Source organism: Segeticoccus sp. (genome assembly GCF_035708005.1).
In genome coordinates, this window is the sequence record NZ_DASSTI010000195.1 from 1 (window position 1) to 17,098 (window position 17,098).

Sequence of the window (17,098 nt, forward strand, 5' to 3'; positions counted from 1 at the left end):
CAGGTGCTCGTCGGCGAGCTCACGCCGTTCCCGGGGTCCCGGCATGAGCACAGCCGCACGTGGGATCGCATCCTCGGGGAGGCATGGGAGCGGGGCGAGGCAGCGTTGCGCGCCAAGGGCACGCCGCGCTACCAGCTGCCACCGCGGGAAATCGATCTGAGAGGCGAACGAGTCGGCCTATCGGCCGGGTTCTGTCGTCGAGCGCGAGCTCGACGGGCGACCATCCATCTACGACTGCCGTTGCCGGCAGCCTCTAGCGGTCCACCCGCAGGCTCGGGCGGGCCGCCCTCGAACGCCTGCGTTTGACCTTGCTCCAGGTGGGGTTTACCGAGCCGCTCGAGTCACCCCGAGCGCTGGTGGTCTCTTACACCGCCGTTTCACCCTTACCGCCGGACGTCGAGACGCCCGGCGGCGGTCTGTTTTCTGTGGCACTGTCCCGCGGGTCACCCCGGGTGGCCGTTAGCCACCACCCTGCCCTGTGGAGCCCGGACGTTCCTCGGCAGGCGGCGCCGTCCCGAGGGAGGCACCACCTGACGCGACCGTCTGACCGACTCATCCACGCTCAGCAGGATACGGGCTCACGCGCCGAACGGTCGGGACGTCCCTGTCCGTCCGCTTCGAACAGTGGCCGCTCAGTGACCGGTCCGTGGTCGTCAGCCGTCCAGCACCTCGAACCGCACGGACCGTCGCTCGAGGTCGGCCTCCACCAGCCGCACGCGCACCTGCGCGCCGAGCGGCGCGTCGCCGGTGCAGGGCGCGAGGATGGCGGGGTCCTCCACCTGCACCAGGCTCTCCCCCTCGCCGCGCAGCTCGACCACGGCGGCGTCGAAGACCTCCCCGACGTGGGAGCGCAGGGCCGCGGCCTCGACCACGTTGAGACAGGCGCGGTCCACGTTCACGGCCAGCTGCTCGCTGCGCTCCATCACCTCCGGCAGGGCCGGCAGCGCCTTGCGCGCCCAGTCGGGCACCTCGTGACCGGTGCACAGCGCCTCGCAGACGACCAGGCCGACGCGGTCCACCAGTCGCCGCAACGGCGCGGTGACGTGCGCGTAGGGGGCGGCCACGGCGGCGTGCTCGGTCTGCTCGGGAACCGCGCCGTCGAACGGGGTGTAGCCGGCGCCCCGGAACAGCGTGGTCGCCTCGTGGATGAGGGCCAGGTGCCGCGGGTTCGTCCGGTCCAGCGAGCGCAGGAACTCGCCGTAGAGGACCTCCGCCGGCCACGCGACGCCGAGCGCTCGCGCCTGCCGACGGAACCGCGCCACCGCGTCATGGTCGGCCTCCGGCATCGTCCGCAGGACCCCGACCTCGCCGTGCAGCATCATCTCGGCCGCGGCCATGCCGGTCATCAGCGAGATCTGCGCGTTCCAGTCCTCGGTCGGGACCAGGGGGCGGAAGCCGAGCCGGTAGCGCCGCTGGTCATCCACGGTCACCTCCTGCTCGGGCATGGGCAGGCTCGCACCGCCCCGGCTCCGCTCCAACGCAATCCGCCGCTCGCCCACCTCCTTGAGCAGCAGCAGGCGCTCGTCGCGCCCCTGTTCCACCAGGCGTTGCACCTGCTCGTAGTCGAACCGTTCGCCGCTGCGCACCAGGGCGCGCCGCACCTCGACGGCCTCGGTCTCGCCGTCCGCTCCCAGCCGCAGGTCCCACAGGTATGCCGGCCGCACCCGTCCCGGGAGCAGGCTCGCTGCGTCCTCGCTCAGGGACGGCGGGTACAACGTGGCCCGGCCGTCGGGCAGGTAGATCGTCTGGCCGCGCCGCCACGCCTCCCGGTCCACGGCGCCGTCGGGGGCGACGAAGGCAGGCACGTCGGCGATGGCGTAGCGCACCCGGTAGCCGGAGCCCTCGCGGGCGAGGTGCATCGCCTGATCGAGGTCGAGCGAACCCGGCGGGTCGATGGTCAGCAGCGGCAGGTCAGTCTCATCCCGCTCGGGCAGCTGCGGCGACGTGATCGCGGCCTCGAGCTCCTGCAGGACGTCAGCGGGGAAGTCGCCGGGCACCTTCATCTCGGCGCGGACCACCGCGAAGGCTGCCTCGAGTCCGTCGGCGGGGACGACGCGGCCCTTCCCCGCGGCCTCGCTGCTGAGGTTGATCCGTCTCCTCGACATGGGCCTCACCCTAAAGGCATACCCTCGGGTCCGTGCTGATCCTGTTGCCGCCGTCCGAGACCAAGTCCACCCGGCGACGCGGCCGCCCCATGGCGCTCGACCGGCTCAGCTTTCCCTCCCTGCTACCGGTGCGGGAGCAGGTCGGCATCGCGCTGGCCAAGGTCAGCGAACAGCCCGACGGCACGGACCAGTTGGGGGTGAGCGCCACCCTCGCCGAGGAGGTTGCTCGCAACACCCGGCTGGACAGCGCGCCCGCCCTGCGGGCCAGCAGCCTCTACACCGGCGTCCTCTACGACGCCCTCGACTACGCCACCCTCGACCCCGCCGCACGCCGCCGGGCCAACCGCTGGCTCGTGGTCATCTCCGCCCTCTACGGTGCGCTGCGGCCGACCGACGCGGTGGCGCCCTACCGACTCTCGATGGGTACGAACCTGCCGGGGGTCGGCCCGCTGGCCTCAGCCTGGCGGCAGGCCCTCCAGGAGGTGCTGCCCGAGGCTGCCGGCCGCGGGGCCGTGGTGGACTGCCGCTCCAGCACGTATGCCGCCGCCTGGGTTCCGGGCGGTGACCTCGCCGGGCGCTGGGTGCAGGTCCGGATCCCGGGTGCGACGCACATGGCCAAGCACACCCGGGGCCTGGTCGCACGGCACCTGTGCGAGGCGGGCACCGATGCCCGGACCCCGCAGGCCCTCGCCGAGGTGGTCAGCCGGGCGTTCGACGTGGAGCTGCACGAGCCCGTGCGGGCGGGCAAGCCGTGGACGCTCGACGCCCTCGCCCGGTGAACCGTCGAGGATGAGCGCGGCGTCGCTGCTCACGCTCGTCGACCGGGTCGGGCCGGTCCTCCTCTTCCTCGTCGCCATCACCGTCGTCGCCGAGATCTCCGACACCGCGGGGGTTTTCGACGTCGCGGGCCACTGGTGCGCACGGGTGGCGCGGCAGCGCACGTGGCTGCTCTGGCTGCTCGTGGTCGCGCTGGCCTCCGTGGCCACGATCGTGCTCAGCCTGGACACCACCGCCGTCCTGCTCACCCCGGTGGTGATCACCGTCGCGCGGCAGGTCCGGGCGCGGCCCCTGCCGTTCGTCATGACCACGCTGTGGCTGGCGAACACCGCCTCCTTGCTGCTGCCGGTCTCCAACCTCACGAACCTGTTGTCGCTGCACCGGTTCCATGCGCTGGGAGCCGGCTACTCGGCATACCTGTCGTTGATGGGGTGGCCGGCGCTGGCCGCGATCGTGGGCACGCTGCTGGTGCTGCTCGCCTGGCACGGTCGGTCGCTGACGGGCCGCTACCCGACCGCGGCGCGGCCCGACCCGCACGACCGCGTGCTGCTGGGCATCGCCGGCGCGACCTGCGCCGTGCTGGGCCCGGTCTTCGTCACCGGCGTGACCCCGGCGATCCCCGCGTCAGTCGCCGCGGTCCTCCTGCTCCTCGCCTGCGCGGTCCGGTCTCCTCAGGCGCTGCGGGGGGTGAGGGTGCCCTGGCTCGTGGTCATCGGGGTCGCGGCGCTGTTCCTCGTCGTGGACGTCGCGACCCGGCACGGGCTCGCCCAGGTCGTCACGAAGCTGGCGGGCACAGGATCGCGCCTGCCCGACCTGCTGCGCCTGGCCGGCGTCGCGGCCGTGAGCTCGAACGTCGTCAACAACCTGCCGGCCTACCTCGCGATCGAACCGGCCGCCGACAGCGAACGGATCCGGTTGGCAGCGTTGCTGATCGGGACGAACTGCGGGCCGCTGGTGACCGTCTGGGGGTCCCTCGCGACGATCCTGTGGCGCGAGCGCTGCCGCAGCGCGGGCGTCCACGTCAGCGCCGGCCGGCTCGCGGTGCAGGGGCTGACGTGCGCGGTGGTGACCATCGGGCTGGCCGTGCTGGCCCTCGTGTGGCTCGGTCCCGCCTGACTCGTGGCCGCGCGCCGCACAGGGCTGGGATGACCACACCGGCCACTTGTCAGTGGCGGCTCAGCCGAGCGCCGCCGCCAGGTCGGCCTGCAGGTCCCGCGGGTCCTCCAGCCCCACCGACAGGCGGATCGTGCCGTCGGTGATGCCGATCGCGGCCCGCGCCTCGGCGCCGAGCCGCCGGTGGGTGGTGGTGGCGGGGTGGGTGGCCATCGACTTGGCGTCGCCGAGGTTGTTGGAGATGTCGACCAGCTGCAGGGCGTTCATGACGCTGAAGGCGTCCGCCTTGCCGCCGTCCACCTCGAAGGTGATCACCGTGCCGCCACCGCTCATCTGGCGGCGGGCGAGCTCGTGCTGGGGGTGCGACTCCAGCCACGGATGCACGACCCGCCGCACCCGCGGGTGCGCCTCGAGCTGCCGGGCGAGGGCCAGGGCCGAGCGGCCCATCTGCTCGACGCGCAGCGTCATCGTCTCCAGTCCCTTCAGCAGCACCCACGCGTTGAACGGCGAGAGGGCCGGTCCGGTGTGCCGCATGAGGTTGCGCACGGGACCGTCGATGAACTCCGACGATCCGAGCACGGCACCGCCGAGCACCCGGCCCTGCCCGTCGATGTGCTTGGTGGCGGAGTAGACGACGATGTCGGCGCCGTGCTCGACCGGGTGGGAGTAGACCGGGGTCCCGAAGACGTTGTCCACGACCACCTGCGCGCCGGCCGCGTGGGCGAGGTCGCAGACGGCCCGCATGTCGACGAGCTCCTGCATCGGGTTGCTGGGCGTCTCGAAGAACACCGCGGTGGTCGGCACCGACAGTGCCTCGCGCCACTGGTCCAGGTCGGGTCCGTCGACGAAGACCGTCTCCACGCCCCACCGCGGCAGGATCTCGTCGAGGATCACGAAGCAGGAGCCGAACAGGCTGCGGGACGCGACGACCCGGTCCCCCTGGCCGAGCAGCGCGGCGAGCGACACGAACACCGCGGCCATGCCGGAGGAGGTGGCGAAGCAGGCCTCGGTGCCCTCCAGCAGCGCCAGCCGGTCCTGCAGTACCGCGACCGTGGGATTGCCGTAGCGGGAGTAGACGAACCGCTGCGCCTCCCCCGCGAACGCCGCCTCGGCGTCCTCGGCACTGGCGTAGACGAACCCGGAGGTGAGGAACAGCGCCTCGGAGGTCTCCTCGAAGTTGCTCCGGGCCAGTCCGCCACGGACGGCCAGCGTCGCCGGGTGCACCTCATCCATGCCCGTCACCCTCGCCCCTCGAGCCGGCGCAGGTGGTGCGTGTCGTTCACGAAGGACACCGATGCCCCGCCGTCGGCCCACACCTCGATGCCGGTCAGGGACGCCGGGGCGGTCGCGACCCGCCAGATCCGGTCCTGGCCGATGCCGAGCAGGTGGGCCAGCACGACCATGATCGGCTTGCGGTGGGTGGCGACGACCACGGTGCCGCCACGGGCGACCGCTCGGTCGAAGGCCTTCACGACGCGTTCGGTGAGCTCGCTCTGGCTCTCCCCGCCAGGCCGGGCGTAGTCGGCGTCGACGCGCATCCGCTCGAGGTCGGCGGGGAAGCGGGCCTGCAGCCAGCCGACGCTGCGACCGTCCCAGTCGCCGAACGCCTGCTCGTCCCAGTCGATGTCGACCTCAGGTGCGACGCCGAGGGCGTGGGCCACCTCCGCACCGGTGTCCACCGCGCGCCGCAGCCCCGAGGTCACCACGCTCACCGGGCCGGCCCCCACGTAGGCGCGAGCCGCCTCGCCGGCCGCGCGCGCCATCCGGCGGCCCTCGTCGTTGAGCGCCGGGTCGGTGCCGCCCCGGCCGTCCAGCTTGCTGGCGACCGTGAAGTCGGTGACGCCGTGCCGGACCAGGACCAGCCGGGTCGGCTCGCCGACGTCCGCGGGCGCCACCCGGCTGGTCTCCGCCTCCTCGGCGGGCGTGCGGGCGTCGACGAACTCCTCCGACACCGAGGACGCGTCCGTGCCCTCGTCGCGCAGGTCCCGGGAGATGGACCGGCCGTCCATGGCGGCGTTGGCGAGGGCGTCGGCCGCGACGTTCTGCGACCGCGGCACCCAGGTGAAGGTGACCGAGCCCCCGGCGGCGCTGATCTGCGTGAGCACGTCGCGTGCTTCGAGCGCGAGCCGGCGCATGTCGGCGTGCTTGATCTTCCAGCGGCCGGACATCTGCTCCACGACCAGCTTGGAGTCCATCCGCACCTCGACGTCAGCGCCCGGCTCGACCCCCAGCACCGCGCGCAGCCCGGCCAGCAGGCCGGAGTACTCCGCGACGTTGTTGCTGGCGATGCCCACCGACTCCGCCCGTTCGGCGAGCAGCCGACCGTCGGGGTCGCGCACCAGCGCCCCGTAGCCGGCCGGGCCGGGGTTGCCCCGCGAGCCGCCGTCGGCCTCGACGACGAGCCGGCGTCGGCTCACAGGCCCGACTCGGAGGTGCGCACCAGGATCCGCCGGCACTCCTCGCAGCGCAGGACCTCGTCCTCCTCGGCCGCCCGGATCCGCGAGAGGTCCACCTGACCCAGCTCGAGCTGGCAACCGCCACAACGCCGCTGCACCAGCGGCGCCGCCCCGACGCCGCCACTGCTCGCCCGGATCTTGTCATAGAGCGCGAGCAGGTCCTCCCCGACGCCCGCGGCGATGTCGGTGCGCTCGGCGACCAGCTTGTCCCGCTCGGCGTCCAGTTCGCGCAGCGCCGCATCGCGGCTGGACTCCAGCTCGCTGACCTGCCCGGCCAGCTCCTCGCGCCGGGCACCCAGCTCGGCTGCCTCGGCCTGCAGCGCCTCCGCGCGCTCCATGACCTCGAGCTCGAGGTCCTCGAGCTCGGTCTGCCGGCGGGTGAGCGACCCGATCTCGTGCTGCAGCGCCTGCAGGTCCTTGGCCGTGCCCTGCCCGGCGTCGAGCCGGCTCTGGTTGCGGGCCATCCGGTCGCGGACGAGCTGCACGTCGGCCTCGGCCTTGGTGACCTCACGCTGCACGTCGCTCTCGGCCGTGCGGGCGCGGACCAGCTCGGTGTCGAGCTGGTCGGTCCGCCCGCCCAGCTCGGCGAGCCGGGCGAGCTCCGGCAGGTGGCGCTTGCGGTGCTCGATCTGGTCCAGCCGGGTGTCGAGCGCCTGCAGGTCCAGCAGGCGCCACTGGCGGCTCATGTCAGCTTTCAGGACAGGCCTTTCCGTTGCGGTGGTCTGGTGTCGTGCGCGGCGGACTCCACGGAGCGCGCCCCGACGACGAAGTCCCATGGGTCGGTCACGAGGGTCGACACGTGGAAGTCCACCGTAGCTCCCCGCTCCCCGAGCTCGCGGGGCAACTGCTCGGCCAGCCCCGGCAGCCAGAGCCACTCGCTCGCCCAGTGCCCCGCGTCGATCAGGTATGGCGTCCCGCCCCGGGCCTCCTCCCGCGCCTCGAGTGCCGGGTGGTGGCGCAGGTCCGCGGTCACGTAGACGTCGGCGCCGCAGGCGCGCACGTCGGCGAAGTTGCCGTCGCCGGCGCCGCCGAGCACGGCGACCCGACGGACCGTCCCGGTGGGGTCACCGGAGACCCGGATCCCTCCCCCGGCCGCGGGCAGCGCCCCCACGATTCGGTCGGCGAAGGCAGCCAGGCCCACCGGTTCGCGCAGGTCGCCGACCCGGCCGAGCCGCTGGCCCTCCTCGATCGCCAGCGGTTCGACCTCGACCAGCCCGCAGGCGGCTGCCAAGGCGTCACTCACGCCGGGTGACGCGACGTCGGCGTTGGTGTGGGCGACATACAGGGCGATGTCGTGCACGACGAGGGCGGTGACGGAGGCACCCTTGGCGCTCGTCGTGGCGACGCTGTGCACGCCCCTCAGCAGCAGCGGGTGGTGGGTCAGCAGCAGGTCCGCGCCGGCGGTGCGGGCCTCCTCGATCACGGCGAGCGTGGGGTCGACGGCCAGGTGCACGCGCCGGACCGGCTGATCCGGGTCACCGGCCACCAGGCCCACACGGTCCCAGGGCTGGGCGGTGCCGGGCGGGTAGAGCCGCTCCATCGCGGCGACCACATCGGCGACAGTCAGGTCCACGTGGGCCCGGCCGGGCTCGAACCGACGACACCCGCGGTGTAAACGCGGTGCTCTGCCAACTGAGCTACAGGCCCCGACGCGCCGTGTCGGCGCCGGGCAAGACTAACCGACCCCGGCGCTGCGGCCGACCCTCAGGCCAGCGCGGCGAGCGCCTCGTGGTAGCCGCTCAGGTCACGTGCCTCCCCCGGCCCGTTCACGAGCGACCACCGAAGCACGCCGGCGCGGTCGAGGAGGAAGGTGCCGCGGGTGGCGAACCCGCCGTCCTCGCGGAAGACGCCGTAGCGACGGGCCACGTCGCCGTGCGGCCAGAAGTCCGACAGCAGGGGGAAGTCGTAGCCCTGGGCCTCGCTCCACGCCCGCAGCGTGAACATCGGGTCGCAGGAGATCGCGAGCACCTGGACCTGCTCGTTCTGGAACCGGCCGAGGTCGTCGCGGATCGCGGTGAGCTCGCCGGTGCAGATCCCCGAGAACGCGAACGGGTAGAACACGAGCAGCACCGCCTTCTGGCCGACGAAACCCGCCAGCTGCACGTCGTGGCCGTGCTGGTCCCGGAGCACGAAGTCCGGTGCGCGGTCACCCTCGGCGACGGGGACCGGTTCGCTCACCGGCGCCCCGTCTTGGGCGCCACGAGCCGGGTGCCGATCCACTCCCGTGCCGCGTTGACGCTCGCCGAGGCGTGCAGGCCCGCGGTGACCGCCGCCTCCTCGATGTCGCTGGCGTCGACGTGGTTGTCCCGGCCCGCCTTCGGGGTCAACAGCACGATGAACCCGCGCTCGGCGAGGTTGGTGAGGGCATCCATCAGGTCGTCGATGAGGTCACCGTCGCCCTCGCGCCACCACAGGACCACCGCGTCGGCGACCCCGTCGTAGTCGTCCTCCTCCAGCTCGGACCCCACGAGGTCCTCCACGGCGAGGCGCAGCTCGTCGTCGACGTCGTCGTCGTAGCCCAGCTCCTGCACGATCTGTCCCGCGGCAAAGCCCAGCTTGCCGGCCGCACCGTTCGACGACGCCGCTTGCGCGGTCGCACCCACCTGTTGCCCCTTCTGGTCTCTCGTGTCACGGCGTCCCTGCCGTCCTCGGACGGCCCGTCGTGGAGCGCCTCACTGATCTGCTGTGCAGGCCTTAGTCCACTAGGTTGAGCGCGATCGCGCAAGCAGAACCCCGGAGCTCGTCCTAGGCTGACGGGCGTGGGACGAGTGACCAGGCGCACGCCGGCACGGCAGATCCGGCTCTCCGCCGAGCAGGCCGTCACCGTCTCCACCCGGCCCGAGACGCTCGCCGTGGAGGAGCCGCTGGAGATCCGGGTGGACGGCCGTGCCCTCACCGTCACCATGCGCACGCCGGGTGACGACTTCGACCTCGCCCTCGGGCTGCTGCTCACCGAGGGAGTGGTGACCAGGGCGAGCGACGTGCGGCGCTCGATGCACTGCCTGGACGCGGGTGAGGACGGCCGCCCCACCTACAACGTGGTGGACGTGACCCTCGCCGCGGACGTGCCCGCGCTCCCCGCCAGCTCCCAGCACCCCCTCCTCACGACCAGCGCCTGCGGCGTATGCGGCAAGGCCAGCATCGACGCCATCCGGCTGCGCAGCCGGTATGCCGTGCGCGACGACCCGCAGTCCCTGTCGCCCCAGCTGCTCGCGAGCCTGCCGGACCGGCTCCGCAGCCGGCAGAAGGTGTTCGACCGCACCGGCGGCCTGCATGCCGCCGGGCTGTTCACCGCCGAGGGCGAGCTGCTCGCCGTCCGCGAGGACGTCGGCCGGCACAACGCCGTGGACAAGGTGATCGGCTGGGCGCTGCGGCAGGAACGGCTGCCGCTCACCGGCCACGTGCTCTGCGTGAGCGGCCGGGCCAGCTTCGAGCTGACCCAGAAGGCGCTGATGGCGGGCCTGCCCACGCTCGTGGCCGTGTCAGCACCGTCCAGCCTCGCCGTCGAGCTCGCCGCGGAGACCGGCATGACCCTCGTCGGCTTCGCCCGGGGGCAGCGACTGACCGTCTACGCCGGCAGCCAGCGGGTCGTCATACCGGATGAGCAGCGCGACCACGCAGCCGGCTGACCCAGTGCCATCGGGCCTGCCACCTCATGAGACGGTGACGCACCCCGCTAGGTCGGTTCCTGCCGGCGGGTAAAGAATGGAGGTGGCGGTCGCCCACAGGCGGCTGGCGCGTCGGACACGAAAGGAAGATCGCGGTGGCACGCGACGAAGCCGGACCGATCCTCAACGGCATCCCCAGTCAGCTCCCGGACATCGATCCCGAGGAGACGCAGGAATGGCTCGAGTCCCTGGACGGTGTCCTCGAACAGAGCGGCCGCAGCCGGGCGCGCTACGTGATGCTCAAGCTGCTCGAGCGGGCCAGGCAGCACCAGATCGGCGTTCCCTCGCTCACCACGACGGACTTCATCAACACCATCCCGCCGGAGGAGGAGCCGTGGTTCCCCGGTGACGAGGAGGTCGAGCGCCGCTACCGCGCGTTCCTGCGCTGGAACGCCGCGATCATGGTGCACCGCGCCCAGCGTCCCGACATCAGCGTCGGGGGCCACATCTCGACCTACGCGTCCTCGGCGACGCTCTACGAGGTGGGTTTCAACCACTTCTTCAAGGGCCAGGACGACGAGGGCGGCGGCGACCAGGTCTTCATCCAGGGCCACGCCTCCCCCGGCATCTACGCCCGCGCGTTCCTCGAGGGCCGGCTGAGCGAGGAGCAGCTCGACGGGTTCCGGCAGGAGCACTCCCACGTCGTCGACGGTCACGTGCTGGCGCTGCCCTCCTACCCGCACCCGCGGAACATGCCCGACTTCTGGCAGTTCCCCACCGTGTCGATGGGCATCGGCCCGATCAACGCGATCTACCAGGCGCAGTTCAACAAGTACCTGATGAACCGTGGCCTGAAGGACACCTCGCAGCAGCAGGTGTGGGCCTTCCTCGGCGACGGCGAGATGGACGAGGCCGAGTCGCGCGGCCTGCTCCACGTCGCCGCGATGGAGGAGCTGGACAACCTCAACTTCGTCATCAACTGCAACCTGCAGCGCCTCGACGGCCCGGTGCGCGGCAACGGCAGCATCGTGCAGGAGCTGGAGTCCTACTTCCGCGGCGCCGGCTGGAACGTCATCAAGGTCATCTGGGGCCGTGAGTGGGACCCGCTGCTGGCGGCCGACCGCGACGGCGCGCTGGTGCACGTGATGAACTCGACCCCCGACGGTGACTACCAGACCTACCGGGCCAACGACGGGGCGTTCATCCGCGAGCACTTCTTCGGCAAGGACCCGCGGACCCGCAAGATGGTCGAGAACATGAGCGACCAGGAGATCTGGAACCTCAAGCGCGGCGGCCACGACTACCGCAAGGTCTATGCCGCCTACGACCGCGCGGTGAACCACACCGGCCAGCCGACGGTCATCCTCGCCCTGACCATCAAGGGCTACGGTCTCGGCACCCACTTCGCGGGCCGCAACGCCACCCACCAGATGAAGAAGCTCACGCTGGAGGACCTCAAGCAGTTCCGCGACTCGCTGCGGATCCCGATCAGCGACGAGCAGCTCGAGGCCGACCCCAAGATGCCGCCGTACTACCACCCCGGCGAGGACGACCCGACGATCCAGTACCTGCGCGAGCGCCGGTCCAAGCTGGGCGGCTTCATCCCCGAGCGGCGCGTGGGCCGCACCAAGCTGCACCTGCCCGACGACAAGGCCTACGAGGTCGCCAAGCGCGGGTCGGGCAAGCAGGAGGTCGCCACGACGATGGCCTTCGTGCGGATCCTCAAGGAGATCATGCGGGACAAGGAGTTCGGGGCCCACGTGGTGCCGATCGTCCCGGACGAGGCCCGCACCTTCGGGATGGACTCGTTCTTCCCCACCAACAAGATCTACAACCCGCACGGCATGCGCTACACCTCCGTCGACGCCGACCTCATGCTGGCGTACAAGGAGTCCAAGCAGGGCCAGATCCAGCACGTCGGCATCAACGAGCTCGGCGCGACGGCGGCGTTCACGGCCGCCGGCACGTCGTACTCGACCCAGGACGTGCCGATGGTGCCGATCTACATCTTCTACTCGATGTTCGGCTTCCAGCGCAGCGGCGACTTCCTGTATGCCGCCGGCGACCAGATGGCTCGCGGCTTCCTGATCGGCGCCACCGCCGGTCGCACCACCCTGACCGGTGAGGGGCTGCAGCACGCCGACGGGCACAGCCCGCTGCTCGCCTCGACCAACCCGGCGGTGGTGGCCTACGACCCGGCCTACGGCTACGAGATCGGCCACATCGTGCAGGACGGCCTGCGCCGGATGTACGGCGACGAGCCGGAGAACGTCATGTACTACATGACCGCCTACAACGAGCCGATGGTGCAGCCGGCCGAGCCGGAGGACGTCGACGTCGAGGGCATCCTCAAGGGGATGCACCTCATCTCCCGCGGCAGCAGGGAGGGACTCGGGGACGACGCCCGCCACGTCCAGCTGCTCGCCTCCGGTGTCGGCGTGCCGTGGGCGCTGGAGGCCCAGGAGCTGCTGAAGAACGACTTCGGCGTCGTCGCCGACGTCTGGTCGGTCACCTCCTGGAACGAGCTGCGCAGGGACGGCCTGGCCTGTGATGAGCAGGCCTTCCTCCTGCCCGACGAGCCGCAGCGCGAGCCCTATGTCACCCAGCGGCTGAAGGACATGCCCGGCCCGGTCGTGGCGGTCTCCGACTACATGCGCGCCGTGCAGGACCAGATCCGCCAGTGGGTGCCGACCGACTTCGCCTCGCTCGGCGCCGACGGGTTCGGCTTCTCCGACACCCGCCCGGCGGCGCGGCGCTACTTCCACATCGACGGCCCCTCGGTCGCGGTGCGGGCGCTGCAGCTGCTGGCCCAGCGCGGCGAGCTCGACCCGGCCCTGGCCCGGCAGGCGGCGGACAAGTACAGGCTGCTCGACGTCACCGCCGGCACCAGCGGCACCGCGGGAGGCGACGCCTGACCCGCCCGCCTTGTGGCCGGCATACAAATAGACTGCCGGTATGCCGAGCACCCGGGTCCGCGGCAGCCTCGCCACCCAGCGCAACGTCGAGCGCAGCGCCGGCAGCCTGTCGACCGCGGCGCTCAAGCAGATGGAGGCCAGCCACGGCTGGTACCGCAACCTGTCCGCGGAGGACCGCTCCTGGGTGGGGCTGGTGGCCCAGGCCGGGATCGCGGCCTTCATCGCGTGGTACCGCCAGCCCGTCGACGACCCCGCGGCACCGCCGGTCACCGCGGACGTCTTCGGCACCGCCCCGCGGGAGCTGACCCGCTCGATCAGCCTGGCCCGGACGCTGGACCTGGTCCGCTCGGTCGTCGACGTCGTCGAGGGGCAGGTGGGCGAGCTCGCCGCCCCCGGTGAGGAGCAGGACCTGCGCGAGGCGGTGCTGCGCTACTCCCGGGAGATCGCCTTCGCGGCGGCCCAGGTCTACGCCGAGGCCGCGGAGTCACGCGGCGCCTGGGACGCCCGGCTGGAGTCGCTCGTGGTCGACGCCGTGCTGCGCGGCGAGGCCGACGACGCGCTCCACTCGCGGGTGGCCGCGCTCGGCTGGGGCTCGGTCAACGACGTGGCCGTCGTGGCCGGTGAGGCTCCCGACGGCACGGAAGCCGGTGTCGTGGACGCGGTCCGCCGGGCCGCCAAACGGGTGCACGTGGAGGCGCTCGCGGCCGTCCAGGGACGCCGGCTCGTGGCGATCCTGGGCCGAGTCCACGACCCGCTCGAGACGGCCGGTTCCCTGACCGGTTCCTTCGGCCAGGGCCCCATCGTCGTGGGGCCGGTCGTGCCGCACCTGTTCGCCGCCGGGCGTTCGGCCCGGGCGGCACTGTCCGGGCTCACCGCCGCACGGGCCTGGCCGGAGGCGCCCCGGCCGGTGGACGCCGGTGAGCTGCTGCCGGAGCGGGTGCTCGGTGGCGACGCGGCGGCGCGCCGCCTGCTGATCGACCGGGCCTACCGGCCGCTGAAGGAGGCCGGCGGAGCGCTGTTCGAGACGGCCGCGGCCTACCTCGACGGCGGCGGCGGGCTCGAGGCCACGGCCCGTGTCCTGTTCGTCCACCCGAACACGGTGCGCTACCGCCTCGCCCGGATCGCCACCGTCACCGGCTACGACCTCACCGCGCCGCGCGACGCCTACACCGTGCGCCTCGCCCTGTCCCTCGGCCGTCTCGCCGAGCCGACCCCGCGGGAGCGCCGGCGCGTGCTCAGCACCGCCGAGCCGGAGACCGATTTGTAGGAACCCTCCAAAGGTCGGCCGGATTGTTGGTGGGAATCGGTCACGCCCCGGTCACGGCCGACGCGACAGTCTGGAGGGGTGCTGGTGATCGTCTGCCCCGGACAGGGCTCACAGACCCCCGGATTCCTCTCCCCCTGGCTCGAGCTGCCCGGCTTCCGCGACCGCCTCCAGTGGCTCTCGGCCGTGGCCGGGATGGACCTCGTCGCCCACGGCACGGAGTCCGACGCGGAGACGATCAAGGACACCGCGGTGGCGCAGCCGCTCATCGTCGGCGCCGGCCTGGTGTCCCTGCTCTCCCTCTTCGAGCACCCGGCCGACGGGTTCCGCCTCGTCGCCGCCGGGGCCGGTCACTCGGTCGGCGAGATCACCGCCGCCGCGGCCGCCGGCGTGATGACCGCCGAGCAGGCGATGGTGTTCGTGCGTGAGCGCGGCCACGCGATGGCCGAGGCGTCCGCGGTGCGGCCCACGGGCATGAGCGCCGTCCTCGGCGGTGACCCCGAGCAGGTCGTGGCCACCATCGAGCGCCACGGCCTCACCCCGGCCAACATGAACGGCGCCGGCCAGGTGGTCGCCGCGGGGACGCTGGAGCAGCTCGCGGCGCTCAAGGACGACCCGCCCGCCAAGGCGCGGGTGATCCCGCTGAAGGTGGCCGGCGCCTTCCACACCGAGCACATGGCGCCCGCGGTGGACGTGCTGGCCGGCTACGCGCGGGCGATCTCCACCCACGACGCCCGCACCCGCCTGGTGTCCAACCGGGACGGCGCCGTGGTGCACAGCGGCCGCGCGATGCTGACCCGGCTCGTGGAGCAGGTCCGCAACCCGGTGCGGTGGGACCTCACCATGCAGACGTTCGCCGACCTCGGGGTGACCGGCCTGATCGAGATCCCGCCGGCGGGCACCCTCGTCGGCCTCGCCAAGCGGGCCCTGCCGGGCGTCGAGACCCTGGCCCTGAAGTCCCCCGAGGACCTGCCGGCCGCGCACCGGATGATCCGCGAGCACGGCCAGCCCGGGCAGTACGGCTCCATCGTCGACCAGCCCACGTGGCGGCTGCTGATCGCGCCGGTCAAGGGTACGGTCAACGTTGAGGCGTCCGCGCCCGGTGCCACCGTCGCCCCCGGCAGCGTCGTCGCGACGGTGTCCACGCTGCGCGACACCCACGAGGTGAGCGCCCCGCACGGGGGGCAGGTCCTCGAGTGGCTGGTGGAGGACGGTGACCCCGTCTCCCCCGGTCAGCCCCTGCTCCGCCTGCATCCCTCCGAGTCCTGAGGTCAGGAGACACCGGTATGCCGATTCCCTCCCACCGCGGCACCCTCGCCACCCCGAGTGGCGCCCCCCATGCGCGCCTCTGGGGGGTCGGTGGCTACCGCCCCTCCCGGGTGGTCCCCAACTCCGAGATCGTCGACGCCATCAACTCCTCGGACGAGTGGATCCAGCAGCGCTCGGGGATCGTCAGCCGTCGCTTCGCCGCGCCGGACGAGTCGGTCGTCGACATGGCCGAGCACTCCGCCCGGCAGGCCTGTGAGCGCGCCGGCATCGACCACTCGCGCCTGGGCGCGGTGCTGGTGGCGACGGTGACCCACCCCTACCAGACCCCGGCGGCGGCACCCCTGCTCGCCGAGCGCCTCGGGGCCAAGGGAGCCGCGGCGTTCGACATCTCCGCCGCCTGCGCCGGCTACTGCTACGGCATCAGCCTGGCCAACGACATGGTCCGCGGCGGCAGTGCCGAGCACGTGCTCGTGGTGGGCGTGGAGAAGCTGTCCGACTTCACCGATCCCTACGACCGCGGGACGGCCTTCATCTTCGGTGACGGTGCCGGCGCGGCTGTCGTCGGGCCCTCCGACAGCCCGGGCATCGGCCCGACCGTCTGGGGCTCGGAAGGCGACAAGTGGGACAAGATCGCCCAGCGCACCTCGTGGATCGACATCAAGGGCGCGATGCACGAGCGCGGCGAGGAGGACCCGGAGTTCCCGGCCATCCTCATGGAGGGCCAGCCGGTGTTCCGCTGGGCCGTCTGGAGCATGGCCAAGGTGGCCCAGGAGGCGCTCGACAAGGCGGGCATCGCCGCCGAGGACCTCGACGCCTTCATCCCCCACCAGGCGAACATGCGGATCATCGACGCGATGATCAAGCAGCTCGGCCTGCCCGACGGCATCCCGGTCGCCCGGGACATCGCCGAGACCGCGAACACCTCCGCGGCCTCCATCCCGCTGGCCACCCAGCGCATGCTCGACGAGGGGGAGGCCCCGCACGGCGGGCTCGCCCTGCAGATCGGGTTCGGCGCCGGCCTGGTGTATGCCGCCCAGGTCGTCGTCCTGCCCTAGTGCCTCCCGTGGCCCGACGGGTAATTCGGGTCAGCCCAACCGCACACCCCGTGAGAGACACCAAGGAGTTCCCCACATGGCTCAGACTGAGCAGGAGATCCTGTCCGGCCTCGCTGACATCGTCAACGAGGAGACGGGCATCGACACCGACGACGTGCAGATGGACAAGTCGTTCACCGACGACCTCGACATCGACTCGCTGTCGATGATGACCATCGTGGTCAACGCCGAGGAGAAGTTCGGCGTGCGCATCCCCGACGACGAGGTCAAGAACCTCAAGACCGTTGGCGACGCGGTCGCCTTCATCGCCAAGAACCAGGACTGACCCGGTAGCCGGCGGCCCCGCCGCCCGTCCCTCCTCCGGCGCCCGCGCGGCATACGGTTGGGGAGGACGCACCGCGGGGCCGCGGCCCGGCCGGCACCACCCAGAGCGAAGGAGCACCCACCCCATGAGCGCACAGCGACGCGTCGTCGTCACCGGACTCGGCGCGACCACCCCCGTCGGCGGCACCGCCCAGGAGACGTGGGACGCGATC

The 17,098-nt window shown here is 72.3% G+C and carries 15 protein-coding genes, 1 tRNA gene and 1 other RNA gene; 8 read left to right on the plus strand and 9 right to left on the minus strand.

Features of this window, described 5'->3' with window-relative positions:
• Nucleotides 1–164: 164 nt before the first annotated feature.
• Nucleotides 165–555, minus strand: an RNA gene (rnpB, locus tag VFL99_RS18190) — RNase P RNA component class A.
• A gap of 98 nt (nucleotides 556–653) precedes the next feature.
• Nucleotides 654–2,105 carry an RNB domain-containing ribonuclease gene (locus VFL99_RS18195; protein WP_325107787.1) on the minus strand — a complete coding sequence of 484 codons (1,452 nt, stop codon included), beginning with the start codon at nucleotides 2,103–2,105 and terminating at the stop codon, nucleotides 654–656.
• Nucleotides 2,106–2,137: 32 nt separating this feature from the next.
• Between VFL99_RS18195 and VFL99_RS18200 the strand changes: the two genes are divergently transcribed.
• Nucleotides 2,138–2,884 (plus strand): YaaA family protein, encoded by a 747-nt coding sequence (locus VFL99_RS18200; RefSeq protein WP_325107788.1) that lies wholly within the window; start codon nucleotides 2,138–2,140, stop codon nucleotides 2,882–2,884.
• 10 nt (nucleotides 2,885–2,894) lie between these two features.
• Nucleotides 2,895–3,998 (plus strand): SLC13 family permease, encoded by a 1,104-nt coding sequence (locus VFL99_RS18205; RefSeq protein ID WP_325107789.1) that lies wholly within the window; start codon nucleotides 2,895–2,897, stop codon nucleotides 3,996–3,998.
• 60 nt (nucleotides 3,999–4,058) lie between these two features.
• Here VFL99_RS18205 and VFL99_RS18210 read toward each other — a convergent pair whose 3' ends face one another.
• The 7 genes from VFL99_RS18210 to VFL99_RS18240 form a co-directional block, all read right to left on the minus strand.
• Entirely contained in the window at nucleotides 4,059–5,228 is a 1,170-nt protein-coding gene (locus VFL99_RS18210) for an O-succinylhomoserine sulfhydrylase (RefSeq protein ID WP_325107790.1), read from the minus strand.
• A 5-nt stretch (nucleotides 5,229–5,233) separates the two neighbouring features.
• A complete protein-coding gene (locus tag VFL99_RS18215; protein WP_325107791.1) occupies nucleotides 5,234–6,412 on the minus strand; it encodes a bifunctional RNase H/acid phosphatase in 1,179 nt (392 codons plus the stop codon).
• A complete protein-coding gene (locus VFL99_RS18220; RefSeq protein WP_325107792.1) occupies nucleotides 6,409–7,137 on the minus strand; it encodes a zinc ribbon domain-containing protein in 729 nt (242 codons plus the stop codon). The genes VFL99_RS18215 and VFL99_RS18220 overlap by 4 nt, the downstream gene beginning before the upstream one ends.
• An 8-nt stretch (nucleotides 7,138–7,145) precedes the next feature.
• Nucleotides 7,146–8,024: a Nif3-like dinuclear metal center hexameric protein gene (locus tag VFL99_RS18225; RefSeq protein WP_325107793.1), complete on the minus strand. Its 879-nt coding sequence runs from the start codon at nucleotides 8,022–8,024 to the stop codon at nucleotides 7,146–7,148.
• Nucleotide 8,025: 1 nt separating this feature from the next.
• Nucleotides 8,026–8,098, minus strand: a tRNA-Val gene (locus tag VFL99_RS18230).
• A gap of 57 nt (nucleotides 8,099–8,155) precedes the next feature.
• Complete coding sequence (locus VFL99_RS18235; protein WP_325107794.1) at nucleotides 8,156–8,629, minus strand: peroxiredoxin; 474 nt, start codon at nucleotides 8,627–8,629, stop codon at nucleotides 8,156–8,158.
• Nucleotides 8,626–9,054 (minus strand): DUF3052 domain-containing protein, encoded by a 429-nt coding sequence (locus VFL99_RS18240; RefSeq protein WP_325107795.1) that lies wholly within the window; start codon nucleotides 9,052–9,054, stop codon nucleotides 8,626–8,628. The genes VFL99_RS18235 and VFL99_RS18240 overlap by 4 nt, the downstream gene beginning before the upstream one ends.
• 156 nt (nucleotides 9,055–9,210) lie before the next feature.
• Between VFL99_RS18240 and fdhD the strand changes: the two genes are divergently transcribed.
• The 6 genes from fdhD (at nucleotide 9,211) to VFL99_RS18270 (ending at nucleotide 16,887) form a co-directional block, all read left to right on the plus strand.
• Entirely contained in the window at nucleotides 9,211–10,080 is an 870-nt protein-coding gene (gene fdhD, locus VFL99_RS18245; RefSeq protein ID WP_325107796.1) for a formate dehydrogenase accessory sulfurtransferase FdhD, read from the plus strand.
• Nucleotides 10,081–10,214: 134 nt separating this feature from the next.
• Nucleotides 10,215–12,974, plus strand: coding sequence for a pyruvate dehydrogenase (acetyl-transferring), homodimeric type (gene aceE / locus VFL99_RS18250; RefSeq protein WP_325107797.1), 2,760 nt, complete (start codon nucleotides 10,215–10,217; stop codon nucleotides 12,972–12,974).
• A gap of 40 nt (nucleotides 12,975–13,014) precedes the next feature.
• A complete protein-coding gene (locus VFL99_RS18255) occupies nucleotides 13,015–14,241 on the plus strand; it encodes a PucR family transcriptional regulator (protein WP_325107798.1) in 1,227 nt (408 codons plus the stop codon).
• A 78-nt stretch (nucleotides 14,242–14,319) separates the two neighbouring features.
• Entirely contained in the window at nucleotides 14,320–15,507 is a 1,188-nt protein-coding gene (locus VFL99_RS18260; protein WP_325107799.1) for an acyltransferase domain-containing protein, read from the plus strand.
• A 17-nt stretch (nucleotides 15,508–15,524) separates the two neighbouring features.
• On the plus strand, nucleotides 15,525–16,562 hold the full coding sequence (locus VFL99_RS18265) for a beta-ketoacyl-ACP synthase III (RefSeq protein WP_325107800.1): 1,038 nt from the start codon (nucleotides 15,525–15,527) through the stop codon (nucleotides 16,560–16,562).
• A 76-nt stretch (nucleotides 16,563–16,638) separates the two neighbouring features.
• Nucleotides 16,639–16,887, plus strand: coding sequence for an acyl carrier protein (locus tag VFL99_RS18270; protein WP_325107801.1), 249 nt, complete (start codon nucleotides 16,639–16,641; stop codon nucleotides 16,885–16,887).
• Nucleotides 16,888–17,098 lie beyond the last annotated feature (211 nt).